The following is a 20,271-nucleotide window of genomic DNA, read 5'->3' as shown; positions in this document are numbered from 1 at the left end:
CATGAACGCACGCGTTTTCCACGCGCGGGCCGCAACCCGCTGCGCCTCAAGACGCGCCATTGGGAGAAAACCCATGCTTGCCTACAAGACAGCCAAATCGGCCACCACGCTCATCAATACGCAGGAGCGCTACAGGCATATCCGGCCCGTACCGCAGCTGCCCAATTTCGCCGCCCATATCGAGGGGCTGGATCTGTCCCGGCCCCTGTCGCCAGAGGTGAGCGCAGAGCTTCGCCAGGCGCTGGACGACTTCGAAGTGATCTTCCTGCCGCCGCAGGACATCACGCCCGAGCGGCATCTTGAGCTGGCTTCCGTCTTCGGCCCGGTCGCGCAGGGCGCCTATTTCCCGCGCAAGGATGGGCACCCGCAAATCGAAGTGTTGGCCAATGATGCCGAGCACCCGGCCTCGGTGGACCACTGGCATGCCGATCTCACCTGGCTGCCCAACCCGCCAGCCGGAACGGTGATCCAGATCACCGAGACGCCGGAGGTTGGTGGCGGCACGGCATGGTCCTCCATGAGCAAGGCTTTTCGGGCCTTGTCGCCGGGCCTCCAGGCCTATCTCAGGGACCTTGATGCCACCCACACCTGGGAGGTGAGCCAGTGGCGCTCCTATCTCGCGAATCTTGGGGAAGATGTGCTCATCAACTCCATCCGCAAGTTCAAGCCGGTGGTGCATCCCGTGGTCTGGCAGCAGGCGCGCACGGGCAAGGAATTCCTTTTTGTCAACGAGACGTTCACTCGCCAGATCAACGGCCTATCGGGGACGGAGAGCCGCGCCATCCTCTCCTTCCTGGCCCAGTGGATCCGCCAGCCGGAGTTCACCTATACTCATAAATGGGAGAAGGGCGGCATCGCCATCTGGGACAATTACGCCACCCAGCATTATGCCCTTGCCGATTACTGGCCGTCCCGGCGCGTCAACCAGCGCGTCACTTTCGACCTGCCGGAGCTGACGGCGGGAACGGAGGGGGTGGCAAACACCCTTGCCGCTGTCGATGGCGACGGGCGCGTTTCCAAAGTCGCTTACGGCTTGTGATCCATGGTGGATGATACGTGGCGGCGCCTCGCCACCGACCGGCTGGAGATTCACTTCGCGGATGAAGGACCCCTGTCCGGTCCCGTCGCGCTGCTGCTGCATGGCTGGCCTGATGGGCCGCAATGCTGGACCCCTGTTTCCGCCGCCCTGAATGCGGCGGGCTGGCGCACGTTGCGGCCCCATCTGCGGGGGTTCGGGCCAACGCGCTTTCTCTCGGCGCAGACGGCGCGATCCGGGCAGGTCAGCGCGCTTGCGGCCGATGCCCTGGCCCTGGTCGACGGGCTAGGCATCCGCCGCTTCGCCGTCGTCGGTCACGACTGGGGGGCACGCACGGCTTATGCGCTCGGCGCTCTGGCACCTGAACGGGTCAGCGCCCTGGTCGCCTTGTCGGTCGGCTATGGCGCAACGGGAACACTGGCCCTGAAGCAGGCTCAGAATTACTGGTATCAGTGGTTCCTCTGCCTGCCGCAGGGGGCCACCGCTCTCGCCGCCGACCGTGAGGCCTTCTGTCGTCATCTGTGGCGGGTCTGGTCTCCCGGATGGACGGTGCCCGAAGCGGCGTTCGCGGAAGTTGCCGCGGGATTCGCCGGTGCCGACTGGCTCGCCGTGACGGTGCATGCCTATCGGCAGCGCTGGGGGCATGCCCCCGATGATGCCGCCTATGCCGGGCTGGAGGAAAGGCTGGCGACGCTGCCAGCCATCGCCTCGCCGTCCCTCATTCTCCATGGCGCGCGGGATGCCTGTAATGATGCTTCCACGTCGCAGGCGCGAGAGCGCTTCACGGGCCCGTATGAGCGTCACCTGCTCCCGGGCATCGGTCACTTTCCGCAACGCGAGGTGCCAGAGCAGGTGGCGCACATGGCGCTCACATGGCTCGACCGCTGGAAATAGGCCAGGGGATCTCCAAAGGCGCGTGAGCCTGCGCCTCTCAGCACTGGGCGGCGCGAAAGCGCGGGCGGCCGCCGCTCCCAAAAGACGCGCAACCTCGTTCCGGCCCAGCAGTTGTGACCGGCCGGGGCGCACGACGTGGCCGTGGTCGCCACCAGCTGCTTGCTGCCACATTGCATGGGAACACCAGCGCGGTTGTCAGGGCCGCGCGCGCTCACTATAGATCCAGACGAACGAGACACCCTGGTGGGTCGGCGGGCATGGTCCCGCCGCGATGGGAAGCGGGCTGAAGAACATGGTGGCACGCATCTACAAGCCGACACGCAACGCCATGCAATCCGGCGTGGCCAAGACCAAGCTCTGGGTGCTGGAATACGAGCCCGAGAGCCCCCGCACCATTGACCCTCTCATGGGCTACACCTGTTCGGTGGACATGCAGAGCCAGATTCGCCTCACCTTCGAGACGAAGGAAGAGGCCGTGGCCTATGCGGAACGCGAGAACATCCCCTATCAGGTGTCCGAGCCGCACGAGGCCAGCCGCAAGAAGATCGCTTACTCGGACAACTTCTCCTTCCGCCGCGTGGGCCAGTGGACCCACTGAGCCGGTCGCGCGCGAATGCCCTTGCAGCGCGTGCGCGGAGAGTAAGTTAAGATCGAGTCGGAGTGGATCACCAAGCCGCAAGGCAGGGCCTGCTCCGATTTTTGCGCGAATTGAGGCGCCCCGGCCCGACAGCCGCGCGGCGCCAATGCTTCAAGCCAAACCGGGCAACCCGGGCTGCCGCGCCGGGTCGCTCAGGAGGCGGCATTCAGGCTTCGGCCCCGTAGCTCAACTGGATAGAGCACTCGCCTTCTAAGCGAGCGGTTGCGTGTTCGAGTCACGCCGGGGTCGCCACTTCTCACCGCAGGATTGATGCCGGCTGCGGGTACACGCTCCAAACCGGGCCGATTCAAGCTTCATCGGGCGCACTGTCGCCCTCCCCCAAGGCGCACTGCGGCACCACGGCCCCGCGCTCGTACTTGGACCGGTTTTTGGTCTTGCGCGGCTTCGCCTTGGCAAGCTCCTCGGGCGCATAATCGGACGGCATCTCCAGCCGGCGCAGGCCAATCTTCACGTAGGCCTCGTTGAGATCGATGCTGATGGACCGCCGCCCAAGCCGCCGCGCCACGGCCCCCGTGGTGAAGCTGCCGGCAAACGGGTCCAGAACCAGATCCCCCGGCCGACTCGACGCGCGGATCATGCGTTCCAGCAGCGCCTCGGGCTTCTGGGAGGGGTGATTCTCGTATTCCCCCATGCGGAACCGCACGCGCGGCATGCTCCAGACGTTTCCGGGCACCTTCTCACGGCTGTAGGGGGCCGGAGGCTCCTTGCGATAGTCGATCAAGGCGCGGCGCGCTCCGGTCTTGGCCTCCACCTTGATGTCATCGGCATTGAAGGTGTAGGCGCCACGGTCCACCACCATGTGCAGAATCGGCTCCCACATGGAGCCGAAGAAGCGCCGCGCCTGCACGCCGGAGCTGTCATAGGCCCAGACGATGCGGGAAAGGATGAAGAACCGCTCCCGGCAATAGAGGTCGAGATGCGGCATCATCTGCGTGGCGGCCATGAGATAGAAGCTGCCGTCGGCCTTCAGCACCCGCCGGCATTCGTCGATCCAGCGGCCGCACCAGGCCAGGTACTCCCCTTCATCTCGCCGGTCCCGCAGGCCGTCGAAATCCTTGCCGATATTGTAGGGCGGATCGGCGAAGACGAGGTCGACGCTGCCGCTTGCAATGCCCGCCAATGCGTCGAGGGCATCGCCATGGATGATGGCGTGCTCCTGCGATCCGAAACTGCGCATGCCGCCCCTCCCCCACCGGCCGTGTTCCCGTGCGGACTTTAGCTGCCAAACCCTGCGACACCACGGCTTCGTGTCACGCCTCGGCGACAAATGGAGGCCTGCCATGCGCCAGCCGCAGAACGGTGGCTTCCGCTTGGTCCTTGAACTGCATACCGGTTTGGCCGATCAGGTGCCTTCAAAGCATGCGGCCCCCTCGCGAGGTGCCGCCGCGGTGGCGCCTGCCGGAGCGTCGCCGGCAATCGGGAGGAAACATGTCGGCTCCCCTGTCCCTGCGCCGCCTGTTCGATGCGCCCTACCTTCTGCTGTGCCTCACCTCCTTGCTTTGGGCGGGTAATTTCGTGGTGGGGCGCTATGTGGCGGGCCATGTGCCGCCCCTGTCCATGGCCCTGGTGCGCTGGGTGGGGGCCACCCTCATCGTGCTGCCCTTCTCCTATCGGCAGGTGATGCGTGACTTGCCGCTGATTCGCTCCCATTTCTGGTCGCTGCTGCTGCTGGCGGCGACCGGCATCTCCTGCTTCAACGCCATGAGCTATTATGCGTTGCAGTATACGGAGGCGCTGAACGGCCTGCTGCTGCAGTCCATGGCTCCGCTGCTGGTGGGGCTGTGGAGCTTCGCCCTGTTCCGGGATCGGCTGAGCCTGGGGCAGGCCGCCGGCGTGCTCACGTCCCTGTGCGGGGTGCTGCTCATCATCAGCCGGGGCGAGGTGGACACCCTGCTGCACCTCAAGCCGAATATCGGCGACGTGTGGATTCTCGTCGCGCTGCTGATCTACGCCTTCTATGCGGCCATCCTGCGCACCCGGCCGCCGCTCGGCGGGCTGTCGTTCCTCACGGTGATCATGGCCATGGGCGCAGTGCTGCTGATGCCTTTCGGGCTGTGGGAGGCCTGGAGCGGGCGAGTGCTGGTGTTTGATACCCAGTCGCTGCTGGCGCTGCTGTATGTGATGATCGGTCCCTCGCTCATCGCCTATCTCTTCTTCAACCGGGCGGTGGAGCTCGTGGGCGCCAACGCCTCCGCGCCGTTCCTGCACCTGATGCCGGTGTTCGGCACGGGGCTGGCGATCGCCTTCCTCGGAGAGCGCGTGGCCTGGTTCCATCTGGGCGGCTATGCGCTGGTCATCAGCGGCATCGCGCTCGCCACCTTCGCCGCGCGGAATGCCCGCAAGGCGGGGGCCTCGGAAAAGCCCGACAAGCCCACCTGACGCGCGTTCGCTCTCAGAAGCGCAGCGCCCGCACCTGTTTCACCTGGGGCAGAGACTGGGCGCGCGCCAGCAGGTCCGGCGGCAGGAGATCGTCCACGGCGAGCAGCGCGAGCGCATCGCCACCGGCCCGCTCGCGCCCCAGCACGAAAGTCGCGATGTTGATCCCCGCTTCGCCCAGCAGGCTTGCGAACTGGCCGATGAAGCCCGGCTTGTCCTCATTGGTCACGTAGACCATAGAGGGCGCGAACTCCACGTCCACCTTGATGCCGTTGACGCTGACCATGCGCGGATGCCCGTCCGCGAAGACAGTCCCGGCGAGTATCCGCCGCTCGCCCGCGCTCTCCGCCGCCAGGGTGATCAGGCTCTCGTGATCGCCGATGGCGGCGCGGGTGGCCTCTTCGATGGCGATGCCCCGTTCCCGGGCGATCGAGGGCGCCGAAACGAGGTTCACCTGCTGCAGCATGGGCCGCAGCAGCCCGGCCACGGCGGCGGCGGTCAGCGCCTTCAGGTTCATGCCCGCCACCGCCCCCTCATAGGTCAGGGTCACGCTGCGGATGTCGGCGTCCGCCAGCTGCCCGGCAAAGGAGCCGAGCTTTTCCGCGAGGGCCAGATAGGGCCGCAGTCGGGGCGCCTCGTCGGCCGAGATGGACGGGAAGTTCACGGCATTGGAGATGGCGCCCGTCAGCAGATAATCACTCATCTGCCCGGCAATCTGGAGCGCCACATTCTCCTGCGCCTCCACCGTGGCGGCGCCCAGATGCGGCGTGCACACCACATTGTCGCGGCCAAACAGCGGGCTCGCCACGGCCGGTTCCTCATCGAACACGTCCAGGGCCGCGCCCGCCACCTGCCCGCTGTTCAGCGCTTCGGCCAGCGCGGCCTCATCCAGCAGGCCGCCGCGCGCGCAATTGATGATGCGCACGCCCCTTTTCATACGCGCCATGTTCTCCGCCGAGAGGATGTTGCGCGTCTTGTCGGTGAGCGGCGTGTGCAGGCTGATGAAATCCGAGCGCGCCAAAAGCTCGTCCAGCTCCACCTTCTCCACCCCCAGGGCAAGTGCCCGGTCGACCGAAAGGAACGGGTCGAACGCGACCACCTTCATCTTCAGGCCCAGCGCCCGGTCCGCGACAAGGGATCCGATGGTCCCGCAGCCGATGGCGCCCAGCGTCTTGCCCGTGAGCTCGACGCCCATGAAGCGGTTCTTCTCCCACCTGCCGGCCTGGGTGGAGACATCGGCCGCAGGGATCTGCCGCGCCAGGGCGAACATCAGCGCGATGGCGTGCTCGGCCGTGGTGATGGAGTTGCCGAACGGCGTGTTCATCACGATCACGCCACGGGCGGTGGCCGCCGGCAGGTCGATATTATCGATGCCGATGCCCGCGCGCCCCACCACCTTCAGCCGCGTCGCGCGCGCCAGGATCTTCGCCGTCACACGTGTGCCCGAGCGGATGACGAGGCCATCATAGGCGCCGATGACTTCCGCCAGCCGCTCCTTGTCGCGGCCGAGATCGGGGTGCACGTCCACCGCAATGCCGCGATCTGTGAAGATGCGGATCGCAGCCGGCGACAGCTTGTCCGATATGAGGACACGGGGTGCCATTGTCGACGCTCCGTTGATCGCGAGGCCCGGCGGCACGCCCGCCGGGCCTCGCACGCGGGGTGCAGGGACCCGCTCCCGCCAGCGCAGGGGCATGGACGTGGCTTCCGCCCGCAAGGCGCACGGAAGCCCGGATGATGATCGGGCGGCTCTCCGCCGTCCGGCCCCTTAAGCCGCCTGGGGCAGCGCGGCCTTTGCCTCGTTGAACGCCCAATCGAGCCAGTGGGTGAGCGCCTGAACGTCGGAACGCTCCACGGTCGCGCCACACCAGATGCGCAGGCCGGGAGGCGCATCGCGATAGGAACCGATGTCGTAGGCGATGCCGCCCTTCTCAAGCCCGGCGGAAATGGCCTTGGCGAAAGCAGCCTGAGCCTCCGCCGGCAGCGCCGTCACGTCCGGATCCACAACGCGCAGGCACACGGAGGTGTTGGAGCGCGTGAGCGGGTCCTTCGCCAGGAAATCCACCCAGGGCGTCACCGCCACCCACTGGGCAATGGCCTCGAAATTCCGGTTCGAGCGCTCCTGGAGCGCGGACAGGCCGCCCACATTGCGCGCCCATTTCAGGGCATCGAGATAGTCTTCCACGCACAGCATGGAGGGCGTGTTGATGGTCTCGCCCAGGAAGATGCCTTCCATGAGCTTTCCATTCTTGGTGAGCCGGAAAATCTTCGGCAGCGGCCAGGCGGGCTTGTAGGTTTCGAGCCGCTCCACCGCGCGCGGCGAGAGGATGAGCATGCCGTGGGCGCCCTCGCCCCCCAGCACCTTCTGCCAGGAGAAGGTGACCACATCGAGCTTGGAGAAGTCGACCCGCTGCGCGAACGCCGCCGACGTGGCATCACAGATGGTCAGGCCCTGGCGATCGGCCGGGATCCATTCACCGTCCGGCACCATCACGCCCGAGGTGGTGCCGTTCCAGGTGAAGACCACGTCATGGCTGAAATCGACGCTGGAGAGGTCCGGCAGCTCACCATAACCGGCGGTGATGGCGCGCACATTGTCGAGCTTGAGCTGCTTCACCGCATCGGTGATCCAGCCCTCGCCGAACGATTCCCATGCCAGCATGTCCACCGGGCGCGCGCCCAGCAGCGACCACATGGCCAGCTCCACCGCCCCGGTATCGGAGGCGGGCACGATGCCGATGCGGTAATCGGGCGGCACCTCCAGCACCTCGCGGGTGAGGTCGATGGCCTCGCGCAGCTTGACCTTGCCGACCTTGGCGCGATGGGAGCGCCCCAGCGGCGCGTCGGCGAGCGCCTCCAGCGTCCAGCCGGGACGCTTGGCGCAGGGGCCCGAGGAAAAATTGGGATTCGCCGGACGCGTGGCCGGAGCGGGATTCACGGTCATATTGCCATCCTTCCAGATGAACGCCTCCCGTTGGGGGGAGGTGGCCCGCGCAGGGCGATACGCCCGCGCGGCGGAGGGCGTCAAGGCCGGCGACACGCGCCCGCGCGCATGGCAGCCCCCTCCATCGCGGGGCCGCAAGGCGCTCCATGCGGCGGCGCGGCACGGGGTCTACATGAATCCGGCCCGGGTGAATAAGGGGCGGGTGAACAAGGCCCAAATGCGTGAGCGGCTCACCGCTCTTGTGCCACCTTGCCCCAATCCGCGTCAGGACAACGCCTCAGCGCCATTGCCCGACGCACGTCGCCGATCGCCAGCAACGTATGGGCACCCTGCAGCTGCAACGCAGCCAAGGAGCACGGACACCGGGAGGCTCGCCCCCAATGAGCGGAGAGGCGGTTGCCGCTCGCGCCGCGTCACCGCAGCCCGAAGTTGGGTCTCTCTTTTCGCGGCAGGCGACAAGACCTAGCGGTCATTCGCCGCTGCGGCCTGTGGCGCGCGGACCTCGCCCTTCCCGCCCCCCGCCGCAGACGGGGTCTCGCCCCCTGAAGCCTCCGGCGCAGCGCCCTTTTCTGCAGGGACTTCCTCGGGCTTTTCCCTGGGCTCCGCCTCTTCAGGAGCCGCGGTGAGCGCCGTGGCGTCCGCGCTCGGTTCAGAAGCATGGTCCTGGGTTGGCTCGCCCTCGGCACCGCCATGGCCAACCGGCGGCAGCGCGGCCTCCAGGCGAGGCTTGGCCTCGGCGCTGGCCGCGGGCAGCACCTGCCCCAGCATGCCCCGCGCCACCTCGCGCTCGCCCATGATGATGAAGTCGGCGCCGGTCTGGCGCAGGCGCTCCACCTCCTCGTCCGAATGGGCTCGCGCGATGATCTCGATGTCCGGATTGACGGCACGGGCCTTCTTCAGCACGCCGCTCGCCTCGAAGCCATTGGGAATGGCCAGGATGAGGCGCTTGGCACCGGCGACATTGGCGGCGGTGATGGCGGCGGGCGAGGCGGCATTGGCGTAGACCACCTCGAATCCGCCGGCGCGCAGCTCCTCCACCGGGTCTTCCTGATCCTCGATCACCAGCAGGGGCACCCCCGCCGCCTTCAGCCCCTCGGCCACCAGACGGCCCACGCGGCCATAGCCCACGAGGATGGTGTGGTCCTCCTTGTCGGTGACCTGGAGCGCCTCCAGATCCGGCTCGGTGTCCCCGGCCTCAACGGCATCTGCGGTGGCCTCGCCTGCCGCCTTGGCCGCGGCCTTCGCCGCCTTTGCGGCAGCCTTGGCCTGAGCCTTTGCCTCAGCCTTTGCCTCTTTGGCCAGCGCCTTTGCGGTCGCCTTCGCCGCCTCGGCCTCGGTCATTGCCTCGCTCTTGGCTTCCAGCTTGGCGGCCTTGGCCTCCGCCTTCTCCTGCTTGCGGGCCACCTCGCGCGCCACGTCCTGCGCCAGCTTGCGAGCGCGGATGCGGTCCAGCACCAGGAAGAAGAAGGGGTTGGCGAGAATGGAGATGATGGCCGCCGCCAGGATCAGGTCGCTGCCCTCCTTTGGCAGCAGGCCGAGGCTCATGCCCAGGGCCACCAGGATGAAGGAGAATTCGCCGATCTGCGCCAGGGACGCGGAGATGGTGAAGGCCGTGAGGCGGGCATAGCCGAACAGGCGCACCAGCACGTAGGCCGCCACAGACTTGCCCACGAGCACGATGGCGAGCGTGGCGAGCAGGGGCAGCGGCCTGGTGATGATGATCTCCGGGTCCACCAGCATGCCCACGGACACGAAGAACAGCACGGCAAACGCGTCGCGCAGAGGCAGCGTTTCTTCCGCCGCGCGATGGGAGAGAGGCGACTCGCTCAGCACCATGCCGGCGAAGAACGCGCCCAGCGCGAACGACACGCCGAACAGCTTGGCCGAGCCGAATGCCACCCCCAGCGCCACCGCCAGCACCGCGAGGCGGAACAGCTCCCGCGAGCCGATATGGGCCACCCAGTTCATGACGAACGGGATCACACGCCGGCCAACCACCAGCATGAAGACCACAAAGGCCGCGACCTTGCCTAGCGTGACGGCGATGGACGTCCACACGTCCAGGTGGCCGAACCAGTCGGCGGCGGCTCCCGTCTCTGCCGGCTTGCCGCCCAGCGCCTCGGAAAGCGCCGGCAGCAGCACCAGCGCGAGCACCATCGCCAAGTCCTCGACGATGAGCCAGCCCACCGCAATGCGCCCCTGCTCGCTCTCGATCATGCGCCGTTCCTGCAGCGCGCGCAGCAGCACCACCGTGCTCGCCACCGACAGAGCGAGGCCGAAGACCAGCCCACCGCCAATGCCCCACCCCAGCACGTGCGCAAGGCCCATGCCCATGAGCGTGGCCACGCCGATCTGCAAAATCGCGCCGGGCACCGCAATGGCCTTCACCGAGAGCAGATCGCGCAGCGAGAAATGCAGACCCACGCCGAACATCAGCAGGATGATGCCGATCTCGGCCAGCTCTTCCGCCAGATGCTGATCGGCCACGAAACCAGGCGTGAAGGGGCCCACCATGATGCCGGCGACGAGGTAACCCACCAGCGGTGACAGGCGCAGACGCTGCGCCACGGCCCCGAAACCAAAGGCGAGCACAAAGGCCCCAACGAGGGTCGCGATCAGCGGCGTGTCGTGGGGCAAGCCTCACCTCCGGAGAAACGAAAAAACAAAAGGCCCGGCGCACGCCCCCCTGGCGCACGGCCGCCCAAATGCAGGAATGGCTACAGAGTAAGGGAAAGCCGTGACGGGTCCAACTTTTCCCACAAGAATCGACGCAGTGCCGCAGCAGACAGGCGGCACGACCTGGAAATCCGATTCCGGTGACGAAGGCGCGTCAGCGGCACCGAAAGGCGCTGGAAAACGAAAAAGGGCACCCGCGGGGGTGCCCTTCATCATGCGCGAACAGGCGGCGTTCAGAGCCAGGGGCGCTCGGCCCCCTTGGCCGCCTCATAGGCGGCGATGGCGGGCGCCTTCTGGAGGGTGAGGCCGATATCGTCGAGCCCCTCCAGCAGGCAGCGCTTGCGGAAGGGGTCGATCTCGAACTTCACCTTGCCACCATCGGGGCCAAGGATCTCCTGGGCCGCGAGATCGACGGTCAGCGTCGCGTTGGCGCCGCGCTCGGCATCCTCGAACAGCTTGTCGAGGTCCGACTTCGACACCACGATGGGCAGGATGCCGTTCTTGAAGCAGTTATTGTAGAAAATATCCGCGAACGAGGTGGAGATCACGCAGCGGATGCCGAAGTCGAGCAGCGCCCAGGGGGCATGTTCACGCGACGAGCCGCAGCCGAAATTGTCACCCGCAACCAGGATCTTCGCCTTGCGATAGGCCGGCTGGTTGAGGACGAAATCGGGGTTCTCCGACCCGTCTTCCTTGTAGCGCATCTCCGAGAACAGGCCCTTGCCGAGGCCGGTGCGCTGGATGGTCTTCAGATACTGCTTGGGGATGATCATGTCGGTATCGACATTGACCAGCTTCATCGGCGCCGCGACGCCTTCCAGAACCGTGAACTTCTCCATGGGAACTACCCTCGTTCGAATCTTTGCCATGCGCGCCAGATCACTCCGGCGCGCCAAATTCCAGAGCGGCCTCAGGCGCCCTCGCCGCGCTGCGGCAGCATCCGCTTCAGCACGTCATCCTTGAGCACCACATGGTGGGCGATGGCCGCCGCCGCGTGCAGCAGCGCCAGCAGCACAAGGCCATTGGCCAACACCTCGTGCACCTCCTTCACCGTGCCAGCGAACGCGCGGTCCACGGGCACCGGCGACGGGATGGTGAAGAGCGAGAAGAAGGTGACGGCATCGCCCCGCAGAAAGGCGAGATAGATGCCCACCAAGGGCGTGACGATCACCAGCAGATACAGCAGCCCGTGCGCCGCCTCGGACGCCAGCGCCACCGGACGGCTGATCTGCCGCGACGGCCCCGGAATGGGGCCGAAGATGCGCACCGGCACGCGCAGCGCCAGAACCAGCAGCAGAAACAGGCCCACCGAAATGTGGGTCCACCAGATCCACGCCCGCTCCGGCGTGCCGCGCGCGAAGAACGCCTCGAGATATGTCACGCCATAGACGACGATCACCGCGAGCACGGTCAGCCAGTGCAGGGCCCGCGGCAGGGCCGGATAGCGCGTCAGGGAAGGATCGACGGGCATAGGAAAGTTCCTTGTTCGGACCCGCTGCGGGCCTCGGCTCCAATGGGCTCCAGCATGGCGCTTAATCCGCCTGCTCTTCAACGGTGGCCATGTCGTCGTCCGACAGGCCGAAGTGATGGCCGATCTCGTGCACCAGCACATGGGTGACGATATCGCCCAGCGCCTCCTCGTGCTCGGCCCAGTAATCGAGGATCGGCCGGCGATAGAGGAAGACCATGTTCGGCATCTGCCCGGTCTGGGCCAGCGCCCCACCCTGGGCCTGGCCCAGGCCCTGGAACAGGCCCAGCAGATCGAAAGGGGTTTCCGCGCCGAGGGCGTCCAGCACCTCATCGGTGGGAAAATCCTCGATCACGATCACCACATCGGCGCACAGCTTGCGGAATTCGGTCGGCAGATGGGTGAAGGCCTCATGGGCCAGTGCCTCCAGGTCCGCCAGCGTCGGCGCCTCAAGGCGAGCCCATGAGCGCGCGGGCATGGCGCGGGTGCTCTCCCCGGATTTCGCTTTGGCCGACATCCCCTGCTCCTTGAGCCCAAACCCACGCGGGTCAGTTCCCGTCGAATACGAAGCACGTGCGGGACAAGATGTTTGCGATGCACATCTTGGTCATCACGGCGCCGTGAACTTGAGAAACACCAGAAGGACGACACCGTTTGGGGGCGCCCCGCTCCATTATGGTTAAGGAACTCTTAATCTTCTCCACCGTTGAGGCGGCAGACAGAGATCAGGAGAACCACCATGCTTCGCAAGCTTGCGGTCGCCGGTGCCCTGGCGACCATCCTTGGAATTGCTGCCTTTTTCGCCCCTCACGAAGCCACGGCGACGGCTTCCGCCTTCACCGCCGCCACGCCCGCCTGACCGGGACCGCCGGGGCGTGGGTAGCATTGACCGCGTGCGATCACGCTGTTGTGACGGGGCGACATGCCATTTGAGATGGCGCGTCGCCCGCGTGCAACAGCCGCTTGACCTCAACCCGCCTTGGGGAACGAGCGCACGTCCACGAAGTGGCCGGCGATGGCCGCCGCCGCCGCCATGGCGGGCGACACCAGATGGGTGCGCCCCTTGAAGCCCTGGCGGCCCTCGAAATTGCGGTTCGAGGTGGAGGCGCAGCGCTCCTCCGGCTTCAGCCGGTCAGCGTTCATGGCCAGGCACATGGAGCAGCCCGGCTCGCGCCATTCGAAGCCGGCGGCGGTGAAGATCTTGTCGAGGCCCTCGGCCTCCGCCTGCTCCTTCACCAGGCCCGAGCCCGGAACCACCATGGCCGACACATTCGGATTGATGGTGTGGCCGGCGACGATGGCTGCCGCCGCGCGCATGTCCTCGATGCGGCCATTGGTGCATGAACCGATGAACACCCGGTCGATGGCGATATCGGTCATCTTGGTGCCGGCGGTGAGGCCCATATAAGCGAGCGCGCGCTTCTTGGCTGCCCGCTTCACCTCGTCCGCGATCAGCTCCGGATCGGGCACCACGCCTTCCACCGAGATCACGTCCTCAGGGCTGGTGCCCCAGGAGACGATGGGCGGCAGGTTGGCGCCGTCGAGGCGCACCTCATGGTCGAACACCGCGCCCTCATCGGTGCGCAGGGTCTGCCAATAGCGCAGAGCCGCTTCCCAGGCCTCGCCCGTCGGCGCCTTGGGGCGGCCCTTGAGATATTCGAACGCCTTCTCGTCGGGCGCGATCAGGCCGGCGCGGGCGCCGCCCTCGATGGTCATGTTGCACACCGTCATCCGCCCTTCCATGGAGAGGGAACGGATGGCCTCGCCCGCGAACTCCACCACATAGCCGGTGCCGCCGGCGGTGCCGATGGTGCCGATGATGGCGAGGATAACGTCCTTGGCGCCCACGCCTTCGGGAAGCTTCCCGTCGACGGTGACGCGCATGTTCTTCGCCTTCTTCTGGATCAGCGTCTGGGTGGCGAGCACGTGCTCCACCTCGGACGTGCCGATGCCATGGGCGAGGGCGCCGAACGCGCCGTGGGTCGAGGTGTGGCTGTCACCGCAGACGATGGTGGTGCCGGGCAGGGTGAAGCCCTCTTCCGGGCCCACCACGTGCACCACGCCCTGACGCTTGTCGAACGCGTCGTAGTACTCGACGCCGAATTCCTTGGTGTTCTCGGCCAGAGCCGCGATCTGGGCGACGCTCTCCGGGTCGGGGTTCGGCAGGGTGCGGTCAGTGGTGGGCACGTTGTGGTCCACAACGGCCAGGGTCTTCTCGGGCGAATGCACCTTGCGGCCGGCCATGCGCAGGCCTTCGAACGCCTGCGGGCTGGTCACCTCGTGCACCAGGTGGCGGTCGATATAGAGCAGGCAGGTGCCGTCTTCCTGGCGCGCCACCACGTGGTCGTCGAAGATCTTGTCGTAGAGGGTGCGCGGGCTGCCGGCGGGTGCGGTCATGGCAGGAGCGGTCATGGGTCGTGTCCTTGGGTCTTAAGCCGAGTTGAGGCCGGCGCGCGCGATGGCGGCCGATCCGAATGCGAAAGGCGGAAGAGAGGGTCGCGCGTCAGCGCGCAAGCACGGCCGAGGCGGCGGTGGTGAAGCGGCCGAAGAAGCGGCCGGGCAGGCGCACGTGGTCCGGCACCGCCGCGAATTCCATGGTGGTGCGCGCGAACGGCCCGGCGGCGCAGAAGGCCGCCCGGCTCAGGCTCGTGAAAATGGCGCACACATTGGACATGGCGGGTTTGTAGCAGTTCCACGCTTCCACGACAATCGTGCGGTGCGGGATCCCGCGCTGACATCGTCGTGTCATGCTCCGTCGCGATACCTTCACAAAAGACCACCGGGACCGGTGGTGGCGACGCTTGGCGAGCAGGTGGGGGACAGAGTGGCGGCCTTTGCGACATTTGAACTGGCGGATTTTTTCGACACCCTCATCAGTCTCACCACAGCCTTCCTGCTGGGCACCATCATCGGTGCTGAGCGGCAATATCGCCAGCGCACGGCGGGCCTGCGCACCAATGTGCTGGTGGCGGTGGGCTCGGCCGCCTTCGCGGATCTCGCGACCCGGGTCGGCACCTCGCAGGATGCCATGCGCGTCGTGGCCAATGTGGTCACCGGCGTCGGCTTCCTCGGCGCCGGCGTCATCATGAAGGAAGGGCTCAACGTGCGCGGCCTCAACACCGCCGCCACCCTGTGGTGCTCTGCCGCGGTGGGCTCATGCGCGGGCACGGACATGATCGCCCAGGCCGTGCTCATCACCTTCATCATCGTCGCCGGCAATACGCTGCTGCGACCGCTCGCGGCCTTCATCGACCGCATTCCCATCAATGAAAGCGTGTCCGAGGTCACCTATGAGGTGCGCGCCTATACGGACACGGCGTCCGCCGCCACCGTCCGCGACCTGGTGTGCGATGCGCTGGAGCTGGCCAAATATCCGGCCGCGGACATGGAGACCGAATCCCATCCCGGCGGCGGGGTCAGCATTGTGGCAAAGCTGGTGAGCACCGCCGTGAACCGAACCGAACTCGACGCCGTGGTGGAAAAGCTGCAGCGCCTGCCGAACGTCACTTATGCCACCTGGGAAGCGACCACCCAGAGCTGAGACGGCCCCGGCCTCGAGGGAATGAAGCACGACGCCGGACCTGATGGGCCGGACATGGTGGGTGGCACATGGAACGCCACCCCGCCCCTCGGCACACAACAAAGCCACCGCAGCGGCGGCGCGCAGGATCCTGCGGCCATGCAGGCGGGACACCGGCGCAAGCCGCGCCGCTCGCGATCACTTCACGCAGAACTGGATGACGGACTTGCAGGTGGCTTCCGTCCCGCCGGTGGCGATGCATTTGCCCATGGCGCCGGCCTCGGCATCGGCCTCAGTGCCTTTCGCCCCGACGCCCCAGGCGGTCTTCGAGGCGGAGACGAAGGCGATGCAACCATTGTGCACCCATATTTCTTCATCGCAGGCGCTGCCGCCGCCATTGGCCTTGCATTCCGCGGTCGCGCGGCGCTCAGCCTCGTCCTTGCTCGAATGAACGCTGGCGCCGAACGCCCCCGCCACCGCATCCACCGCGATGGCTCCATATGAATCGGCCAGCGCCGGCGTCGCGCAGAGCACAAAGGCCGCAAGACCGATCATCCTCGCCGTCACAAGTCCCATCGCCACAGCCCCCCAGCCTTGAAGCGCGGCTGCCCCTGAAAATCGCCCGGCAGACGGCGCGTTCAGCGTTCGGATCATCGCCCGTACATCTCAGGGAAGATACCGTCACATCTTCGAGCCAATATGACACGGGCCGAGAAGGGAGGCAGCCCCTTGCGGGCTGTGGTTGCCACCGAGCCGCACCGGCCCCCGGATGATGATCCGCCCATGAGCCTGGCGCGTGACCTCCGCTCCCAGGCGCATCTCCAACCAAAGCCGAGGAAGCAAAAGGGATCGCGGCGCGCCACGGCCTTCACACCCCCGCAAGATGATGCAGCACGATGCCGGAAGTGGTGGCGACGTTGAGACTGTCGAACCCCGGCGCCATGGGAATGGCCACCGTGCGCGCGGCGGCCAGCACAGTGTCGGGCAGGCCCGGCCCCTCGGTGCCGAACAGGGCCGCCACACGGGGCGGCGGCACCATGGCGGAAAGCCGCTCCCGTCCCGCGGGCGAGAGCGCCACCACGCCCACCCCCGCAGCCTCCAGCTCCGACATGATTGCGGCGGCATCCGGCAGTCGAGCGAAGGGCACGATCAGGCTCGCCCCCACCGAGACCCGGATGGCCTTGCGATAGAGAGGATCGCAGCTCGCCGCGTCCAACAGCACGAGGTCGGCGCCGAAGGCCGCCGCATTGCGGAAGATGCCGCCCATATTATCGTGATTGGTGATGCCGGCCACCGCGACCACCAAAGCGTGCTCCCCCAGCCGCGCCAGCAGCTCCGCCGCCCGGGGCGCGGTACGCGCCTCGCCCAGGGCGAGAATGCCGCGATGGATGGGGAAGCCCACGATGCGGTCCATCACCCCCTGCCCCGCCACATGAACCGGAAGCTGGGGCGGCAGCAGACCCAGCACATCACCCAGCCGCTCGGCCTGTCCCTCGGAGAGGAGAAGCGACAGCAGGCGATGACCGTGCGCGGTGCGCCCTTCCCCGTCCACATGGCTGGCGAGCAGGCGCAGCACCACCTCCCCCTCGGCCATGAAGCGCCCCTGCCGCCCCACAAGGTCGCGTTCGCGCACATCGCGATAGTCAGCAATGCGCGGGTCTTCGGGGTCGAGAATGGGAAGGAGCATCAGGGACGGACCGGGTTGCGGCTGGGAAGACGGGAGCCGCGCCTTATAGCCTGTTCCTCCGCCAGAAGGGGCTTTCCATGCGCCGGCTCGCGCCGCCGGGCACAATGCCGCCATCGTCCTGGTGCATCACATCGCTGCCGGCATAAGGCCCTGCGGGGCGCCGGCGTGAAGTGATCGCGTTCGACTTCCCGTTGCGAGTGTCCGGGTTCAAGCCCCGGCCCGCGCGAAGCCGATGAGACCGAGGCGGCCGTGCGCCGCGCGTCCATTGCCTGCTTGAAGGAGACGATCATGGCTGAGATCCAGAAAGTTCCCGTGCAAAAAATTCCCGCCAAGGCCGACCCCGGCCGGCCTTCCTGGCCCCTGGCGATGGGCTTGCCCTTCGACCAGTTGCGACAGGACATCGAACAGGTGTTCGACAATTTCCGCATCGGCGCCCTGGGCTTCCCGCTGGCACGCGGCGGGCTCGATCTGCCCTGGCCGCGCCTCGGCTCCGCGGCCCTGGCGCCGGCCATCGACGTGGTGGAGCGCGACAACGCCTATGAGATCAGCGCCGAGCTGCCCGGAATGGACGAGAAGGACATTCAGGTGAAGCTCGCCAACGGCAACCTCACCATTCGCGGCGAAAAGCGGGAGCAGCGCGAGGAGAAGGACAAGGACTATTACGTTTCCGAGCGCCGCTACGGCACCTTCACGCGTGCTTTTCGAGTGCCGGAGGGGGTGGACGCGGAACGGGTGGATGCCCGCTTCTCCAAGGGCGTGCTCACCGTCACCCTGCCGAAGAGCGCCGCCGCCAGAAGCCAGGAGAAGACCATCGAGGTGAAGGCCGCCTGAGGTCGGCCCGGCATCTTGCCGCGCCTCTCCCCGCGCCGCGGGGCGGGGTGCGGCCAGCGCCGCGGCAGCAGGGCACCGAGCATCGGCCCATGCCCTTCGGACAGTGTTGACATGGGGCGCGGCTGAGACATGCTGCACCGCAAATACGCCGCCCGTGGCGGGAACCATGTGTTCGGGCCAGTGTTTTCACTGGGTGGTGAGGAGTGACTGCGGTGGCAGCAGGGGATTCGCGCATCGTCAGCATCGATTTCTGGCGTGGTTTCGCCCTGCTCACGATTTTCCTGAACCATGTGCCCGGCCATTTTCTCAGCGCCTATACCTTCCGCAACTTCGGCGTTTCTGATGCGGCGGAGCTGTTCGTGCTGCTGGCGGGCGTGTCGGCCGCCTTCGCCTATGCGCGGCCCTTCGAGCCGGGGCGGCGGCTGCGCGTCGGCGCGCGGATCATCACGCGCGCCTTCAACCTCTATGTGGCCCACCTCGCGCTGGTGATGGTCGCCGTGGCGGTGATCGGCGGGTTCGTGGTGCTCTCGGGCGATAATCGGGTGCTCGCCTGGTATCACCTGGACCTCATCACGGAAACGCCGGTGGAATCCCTGGTGGGAATAGCGCTGCTCACCTTCCAGCCGGCCTATCTCAACATCCTGCCGCTCTATGTGAGCCTGCTGCTGCTGGCCCCCGTGCTGGTCCTGCTCACCCGGCGCAGCATCGCGCTGGGGGTCGGCACCTCGGCGGCGCTTTATCTGGCCACCCAGCTTGCCCATCTCGGCCCGCCTGTATGGCCGGGGGCGGGCCGCTGGTACTTCAACCCGCTCGCGTGGCAATTGCTGTTCACGCTGGGGCTCGCCATCGGCATCTGCATCGATCGCGGCGGCGTCCGTTTCGCGCGGCGCAGCCTGGATGTGCTGGCGCCGGCCTATCTCGCGACTGCGCTTGTCTGGGCGCGGCTCGACTTTCCCTTTTCACTGGAAGTGTGGCCGCTGCCCGCCTTCATCTGGGACTTCGACAAGTCGAGCCTGGACCTGCCGCGGGTGCTGCATGTGCTGGCCCTCGCCTATTGCGCGGCCCGCCTGCCGGTGGAGCGTTGGCTGCGGGCAACGCGCGTGAGCGCGCCGCTCATCCTCATCGGGCGCCATGCGCTGCCGGTGTTCTGCCTCGGCACCGTGCTGAGCCTGGGCGCGCAGGTGCTTAGACCCGGATTCGATGGCGCCTTTTCATTCGACCTGTTAATCGTTTTCGTCGGGTTCTCGCTCCAGTGGATCCTCGCATGGGCGCTCGAATGGCAGAAGGGCGGACGGGTGGCGGATGCGCGCGACATGCGCGCGCGCGAAACCGTGCCCGCACCGCAGCCCCTGGCGCCGGAAGCCTGAGGGCAGCCGCCCTTGCTCTCCTGTCGGCCGTCCTTTTGGCGGCGCCGCAGGCGCAGGCCGGAATGTCCAAAGCCTGCCGCGTGCCGGAGATCTTCCTCACCTTCGACAGCGACCTGAAGCACACCGAGCGGCTGGTGGACCGCTCCCAGCCGGTGCGGATCCTCCTCATCGGCCCGCAGCCGGACCGCCTGGCCCTGTCCCAGCATAAGCGCACCCGGCTGGAAGTGGAGCTGAACCGCCGCCTTCCGGACATCGCCTTCACCATCGTCGAGGAAGGTCCGCAGCCCGGCCTCGCGCGTGAGGATTTCCAGCGCATCCGCAGCGCCATCGAGGAGTTCGAGCCGGATCTGGTCATCTGGCAGGTGGGCACGGGCGATGCCCTCGCCGCCACCGACCCGGAGGACTTCGGCCACACCCTGGAGCAGGCAGCCGATTACCTGAAGGGACGGGACATCGACCTCGTCCTCATCGATCCCCCCTTCGTGCCCAACGTGCCCCACGAGAAGCTCTACGGCCGCATCGTCGACCAGATCGACGCGGTCTCGGACCAGGAGAAGATGAACGTGGTGCAGCAGTACGCCGCCACGAACTACCTGCTCTCCCACCCCGGCCAACCGGCCGCCTCCCCCGCCGGAGCCACCACCTCCGAAGGCCCCACCCCGGCCGAACAGAAAACCCGCCTGTGCCTGCCCGAGCTGGTGGCTGAAGCGATCGTGCGCGCCGTGACGCGGTGAGCTTTTTCTTCGCGCTTCACCCCGCCTTAACCCCTTGCTGCCACATTGCGTCTCGTGAGTAAGCGTTGCGTAGGGTTGCG

Annotated in this window: 18 protein-coding genes, 1 tRNA gene and 1 pseudogene; 9 read left to right on the top strand and 11 right to left on the bottom strand. The window is 67.0% G+C overall.

The window, feature by feature from the left end:
- The first annotated feature begins 73 nt into the window (after window positions 1-73).
- The 4 genes from L0966_RS02235 to L0966_RS02220 all read left to right on the top strand — a co-directional run bounded on the left by L0966_RS02235 (window position 74) and on the right by L0966_RS02220 (window position 2,819).
- Entirely contained in the window at window positions 74-1,039 is a 966-nt protein-coding gene (locus L0966_RS02235) for a TauD/TfdA family dioxygenase (RefSeq protein WP_234050215.1), read from the top strand.
- 3 nt (window positions 1,040-1,042) lie between these two features.
- Entirely contained in the window at window positions 1,043-1,930 is an 888-nt protein-coding gene (locus L0966_RS02230; protein WP_234050214.1) for an alpha/beta fold hydrolase, read from the top strand.
- A 292-nt stretch (window positions 1,931-2,222) separates the two neighbouring features.
- Window positions 2,223-2,528: an ETC complex I subunit gene (locus L0966_RS02225; RefSeq protein WP_234050213.1), complete on the top strand. Its 306-nt coding sequence runs from the start codon at window positions 2,223-2,225 to the stop codon at window positions 2,526-2,528.
- 214 nt (window positions 2,529-2,742) lie between these two features.
- Window positions 2,743-2,819 (top strand) — tRNA-Arg (locus L0966_RS02220).
- A gap of 55 nt (window positions 2,820-2,874) precedes the next feature.
- Here L0966_RS02220 and yhdJ read toward each other — a convergent pair.
- Entirely contained in the window at window positions 2,875-3,765 is an 891-nt protein-coding gene (gene yhdJ, locus L0966_RS02215; RefSeq protein WP_234050212.1) for an adenine-specific DNA-methyltransferase, read from the bottom strand.
- A gap of 251 nt (window positions 3,766-4,016) precedes the next feature.
- Between yhdJ and L0966_RS02210 the strand changes: the two genes are divergently transcribed.
- On the top strand, window positions 4,017-4,967 hold the full coding sequence (locus L0966_RS02210) for a DMT family transporter (RefSeq protein WP_234050211.1): 951 nt from the start codon (window positions 4,017-4,019) through the stop codon (window positions 4,965-4,967).
- Window positions 4,968-4,980: 13 nt separating this feature from the next.
- On the opposite strand, the gene serA is transcribed toward L0966_RS02210, so the two are convergent.
- The 8 genes and pseudogenes from serA to L0966_RS02170 all read right to left on the bottom strand — a co-directional run bounded on the left by serA (window position 4,981) and on the right by L0966_RS02170 (window position 14,801).
- Window positions 4,981-6,567, bottom strand: a complete 1,587-nt coding sequence (gene serA, locus L0966_RS02205) for a phosphoglycerate dehydrogenase (RefSeq protein WP_234050210.1) — start codon at window positions 6,565-6,567, stop codon at window positions 4,981-4,983.
- A gap of 165 nt (window positions 6,568-6,732) precedes the next feature.
- The gene (locus tag L0966_RS02200; RefSeq protein WP_234050209.1) at window positions 6,733-7,908 is read right to left on the bottom strand and encodes a phosphoserine transaminase; all 1,176 of its coding nucleotides are present in this window, start codon (window positions 7,906-7,908) and stop codon (window positions 6,733-6,735) included.
- A gap of 660 nt (window positions 7,909-8,568) precedes the next feature.
- Window positions 8,569-10,545 (bottom strand): annotated as a pseudogene (locus L0966_RS02195) (cation:proton antiporter); the annotation flags it as partial.
- A 272-nt stretch (window positions 10,546-10,817) separates the two neighbouring features.
- On the bottom strand, window positions 10,818-11,423 hold the full coding sequence (leuD, locus tag L0966_RS02190; RefSeq protein WP_234050207.1) for a 3-isopropylmalate dehydratase small subunit: 606 nt from the start codon (window positions 11,421-11,423) through the stop codon (window positions 10,818-10,820).
- Between the two features lie 71 nt (window positions 11,424-11,494).
- Window positions 11,495-12,055 (bottom strand): cytochrome b, encoded by a 561-nt coding sequence (locus L0966_RS02185; protein ID WP_234050206.1) that lies wholly within the window; start codon window positions 12,053-12,055, stop codon window positions 11,495-11,497.
- A gap of 61 nt (window positions 12,056-12,116) precedes the next feature.
- On the bottom strand, window positions 12,117-12,569 hold the full coding sequence (locus tag L0966_RS02180) for a metallopeptidase family protein (RefSeq protein WP_370640599.1): 453 nt from the start codon (window positions 12,567-12,569) through the stop codon (window positions 12,117-12,119).
- Window positions 12,570-13,021: 452 nt separating this feature from the next.
- Window positions 13,022-14,449, bottom strand: coding sequence for a 3-isopropylmalate dehydratase large subunit (gene leuC, locus L0966_RS02175; RefSeq protein WP_234050801.1), 1,428 nt, complete (start codon window positions 14,447-14,449; stop codon window positions 13,022-13,024).
- Between the two features lie 106 nt (window positions 14,450-14,555).
- Window positions 14,556-14,801, bottom strand: a complete 246-nt coding sequence (locus L0966_RS02170; protein ID WP_234050205.1) for a hypothetical protein — start codon at window positions 14,799-14,801, stop codon at window positions 14,556-14,558.
- 75 nt (window positions 14,802-14,876) lie between these two features.
- Between L0966_RS02170 and L0966_RS02165 the strand changes: the two genes are divergently transcribed.
- A complete protein-coding gene (locus L0966_RS02165; protein ID WP_370640633.1) occupies window positions 14,877-15,593 on the top strand; it encodes an MgtC/SapB family protein in 717 nt (238 codons plus the stop codon).
- Between the two features lie 177 nt (window positions 15,594-15,770).
- Here the strand turns inward: L0966_RS02165 and L0966_RS02160 are convergent, their stop codons facing one another.
- On the bottom strand, window positions 15,771-16,148 hold the full coding sequence (locus tag L0966_RS02160) for a DUF4189 domain-containing protein (RefSeq protein WP_234050800.1): 378 nt from the start codon (window positions 16,146-16,148) through the stop codon (window positions 15,771-15,773).
- Window positions 16,149-16,440: 292 nt separating this feature from the next.
- Entirely contained in the window at window positions 16,441-17,259 is an 819-nt protein-coding gene (locus tag L0966_RS02155; protein ID WP_234050203.1) for an RNA methyltransferase, read from the bottom strand.
- Window positions 17,260-17,547: 288 nt separating this feature from the next.
- Between L0966_RS02155 and L0966_RS02150 the strand changes: the two genes are divergently transcribed.
- From L0966_RS02150 to L0966_RS02140, 3 genes are all read left to right on the top strand, one after another.
- On the top strand, window positions 17,548-18,090 hold the full coding sequence (locus tag L0966_RS02150; protein WP_234050202.1) for an Hsp20/alpha crystallin family protein: 543 nt from the start codon (window positions 17,548-17,550) through the stop codon (window positions 18,088-18,090).
- A 212-nt stretch (window positions 18,091-18,302) separates the two neighbouring features.
- The gene (locus L0966_RS02145; protein ID WP_234050201.1) at window positions 18,303-19,457 is read left to right on the top strand and encodes an OpgC domain-containing protein; all 1,155 of its coding nucleotides are present in this window, start codon (window positions 18,303-18,305) and stop codon (window positions 19,455-19,457) included.
- Window positions 19,458-19,519: 62 nt separating this feature from the next.
- Window positions 19,520-20,191, top strand: a complete 672-nt coding sequence (locus L0966_RS02140) for a hypothetical protein (RefSeq protein WP_234050200.1) — start codon at window positions 19,520-19,522, stop codon at window positions 20,189-20,191.
- Window positions 20,192-20,271: the final 80 nt, after the last annotated feature.

It is taken from the genome of Xanthobacter sp. NM-59 (assembly GCF_021401125.1).
Taxonomy (GTDB): Bacteria; Pseudomonadota; Alphaproteobacteria; order Rhizobiales; family Xanthobacteraceae; genus Xanthobacter.
This window is presented reverse-complemented; position numbering and strand designations above follow the sequence as displayed.

Excerpts from the sequence above, each read along its gene's own strand:
- L0966_RS02235 (WP_234050215.1), top strand. The coding sequence starts at position 74 with ATGCTTGCCTACAAGACAGCCAAATCGGCCACCACGCTCATCAATACG.
- L0966_RS02230 (WP_234050214.1), top strand. The coding sequence starts at position 1,043 with ATGGTGGATGATACGTGGCGGCGCCTCGCCACCGACCGGCTGGAGATT.
- L0966_RS02225 (WP_234050213.1), top strand. The coding sequence starts at position 2,223 with ATGGTGGCACGCATCTACAAGCCGACACGCAACGCCATGCAATCCGGC.
- yhdJ (WP_234050212.1), bottom strand. The coding sequence starts at position 3,765 with ATGCGCAGTTTCGGATCGCAGGAGCACGCCATCATCCATGGCGATGCC.
- L0966_RS02210 (WP_234050211.1), top strand. The coding sequence starts at position 4,017 with ATGTCGGCTCCCCTGTCCCTGCGCCGCCTGTTCGATGCGCCCTACCTT.
- serA (WP_234050210.1), bottom strand. The coding sequence starts at position 6,567 with ATGGCACCCCGTGTCCTCATATCGGACAAGCTGTCGCCGGCTGCGATC.
- L0966_RS02200 (WP_234050209.1), bottom strand. The coding sequence starts at position 7,908 with ATGACCGTGAATCCCGCTCCGGCCACGCGTCCGGCGAATCCCAATTTT.
- leuD (WP_234050207.1), bottom strand. The coding sequence starts at position 11,423 with ATGGAGAAGTTCACGGTTCTGGAAGGCGTCGCGGCGCCGATGAAGCTG.
- L0966_RS02185 (WP_234050206.1), bottom strand. The coding sequence starts at position 12,055 with ATGCCCGTCGATCCTTCCCTGACGCGCTATCCGGCCCTGCCGCGGGCC.
- L0966_RS02180 (WP_370640599.1), bottom strand. The coding sequence starts at position 12,569 with ATGTCGGCCAAAGCGAAATCCGGGGAGAGCACCCGCGCCATGCCCGCG.
- leuC (WP_234050801.1), bottom strand. The coding sequence starts at position 14,449 with ATGACCGCACCCGCCGGCAGCCCGCGCACCCTCTACGACAAGATCTTC.
- L0966_RS02170 (WP_234050205.1), bottom strand. The coding sequence starts at position 14,801 with ATGACACGACGATGTCAGCGCGGGATCCCGCACCGCACGATTGTCGTG.
- L0966_RS02160 (WP_234050800.1), bottom strand. The coding sequence starts at position 16,148 with ATGGGACTTGTGACGGCGAGGATGATCGGTCTTGCGGCCTTTGTGCTC.
- L0966_RS02155 (WP_234050203.1), bottom strand. The coding sequence starts at position 17,259 with ATGCTCCTTCCCATTCTCGACCCCGAAGACCCGCGCATTGCTGACTAT.
- L0966_RS02150 (WP_234050202.1), top strand. The coding sequence starts at position 17,548 with ATGGCTGAGATCCAGAAAGTTCCCGTGCAAAAAATTCCCGCCAAGGCC.
- L0966_RS02140 (WP_234050200.1), top strand. The coding sequence starts at position 19,520 with ATGTCCAAAGCCTGCCGCGTGCCGGAGATCTTCCTCACCTTCGACAGC.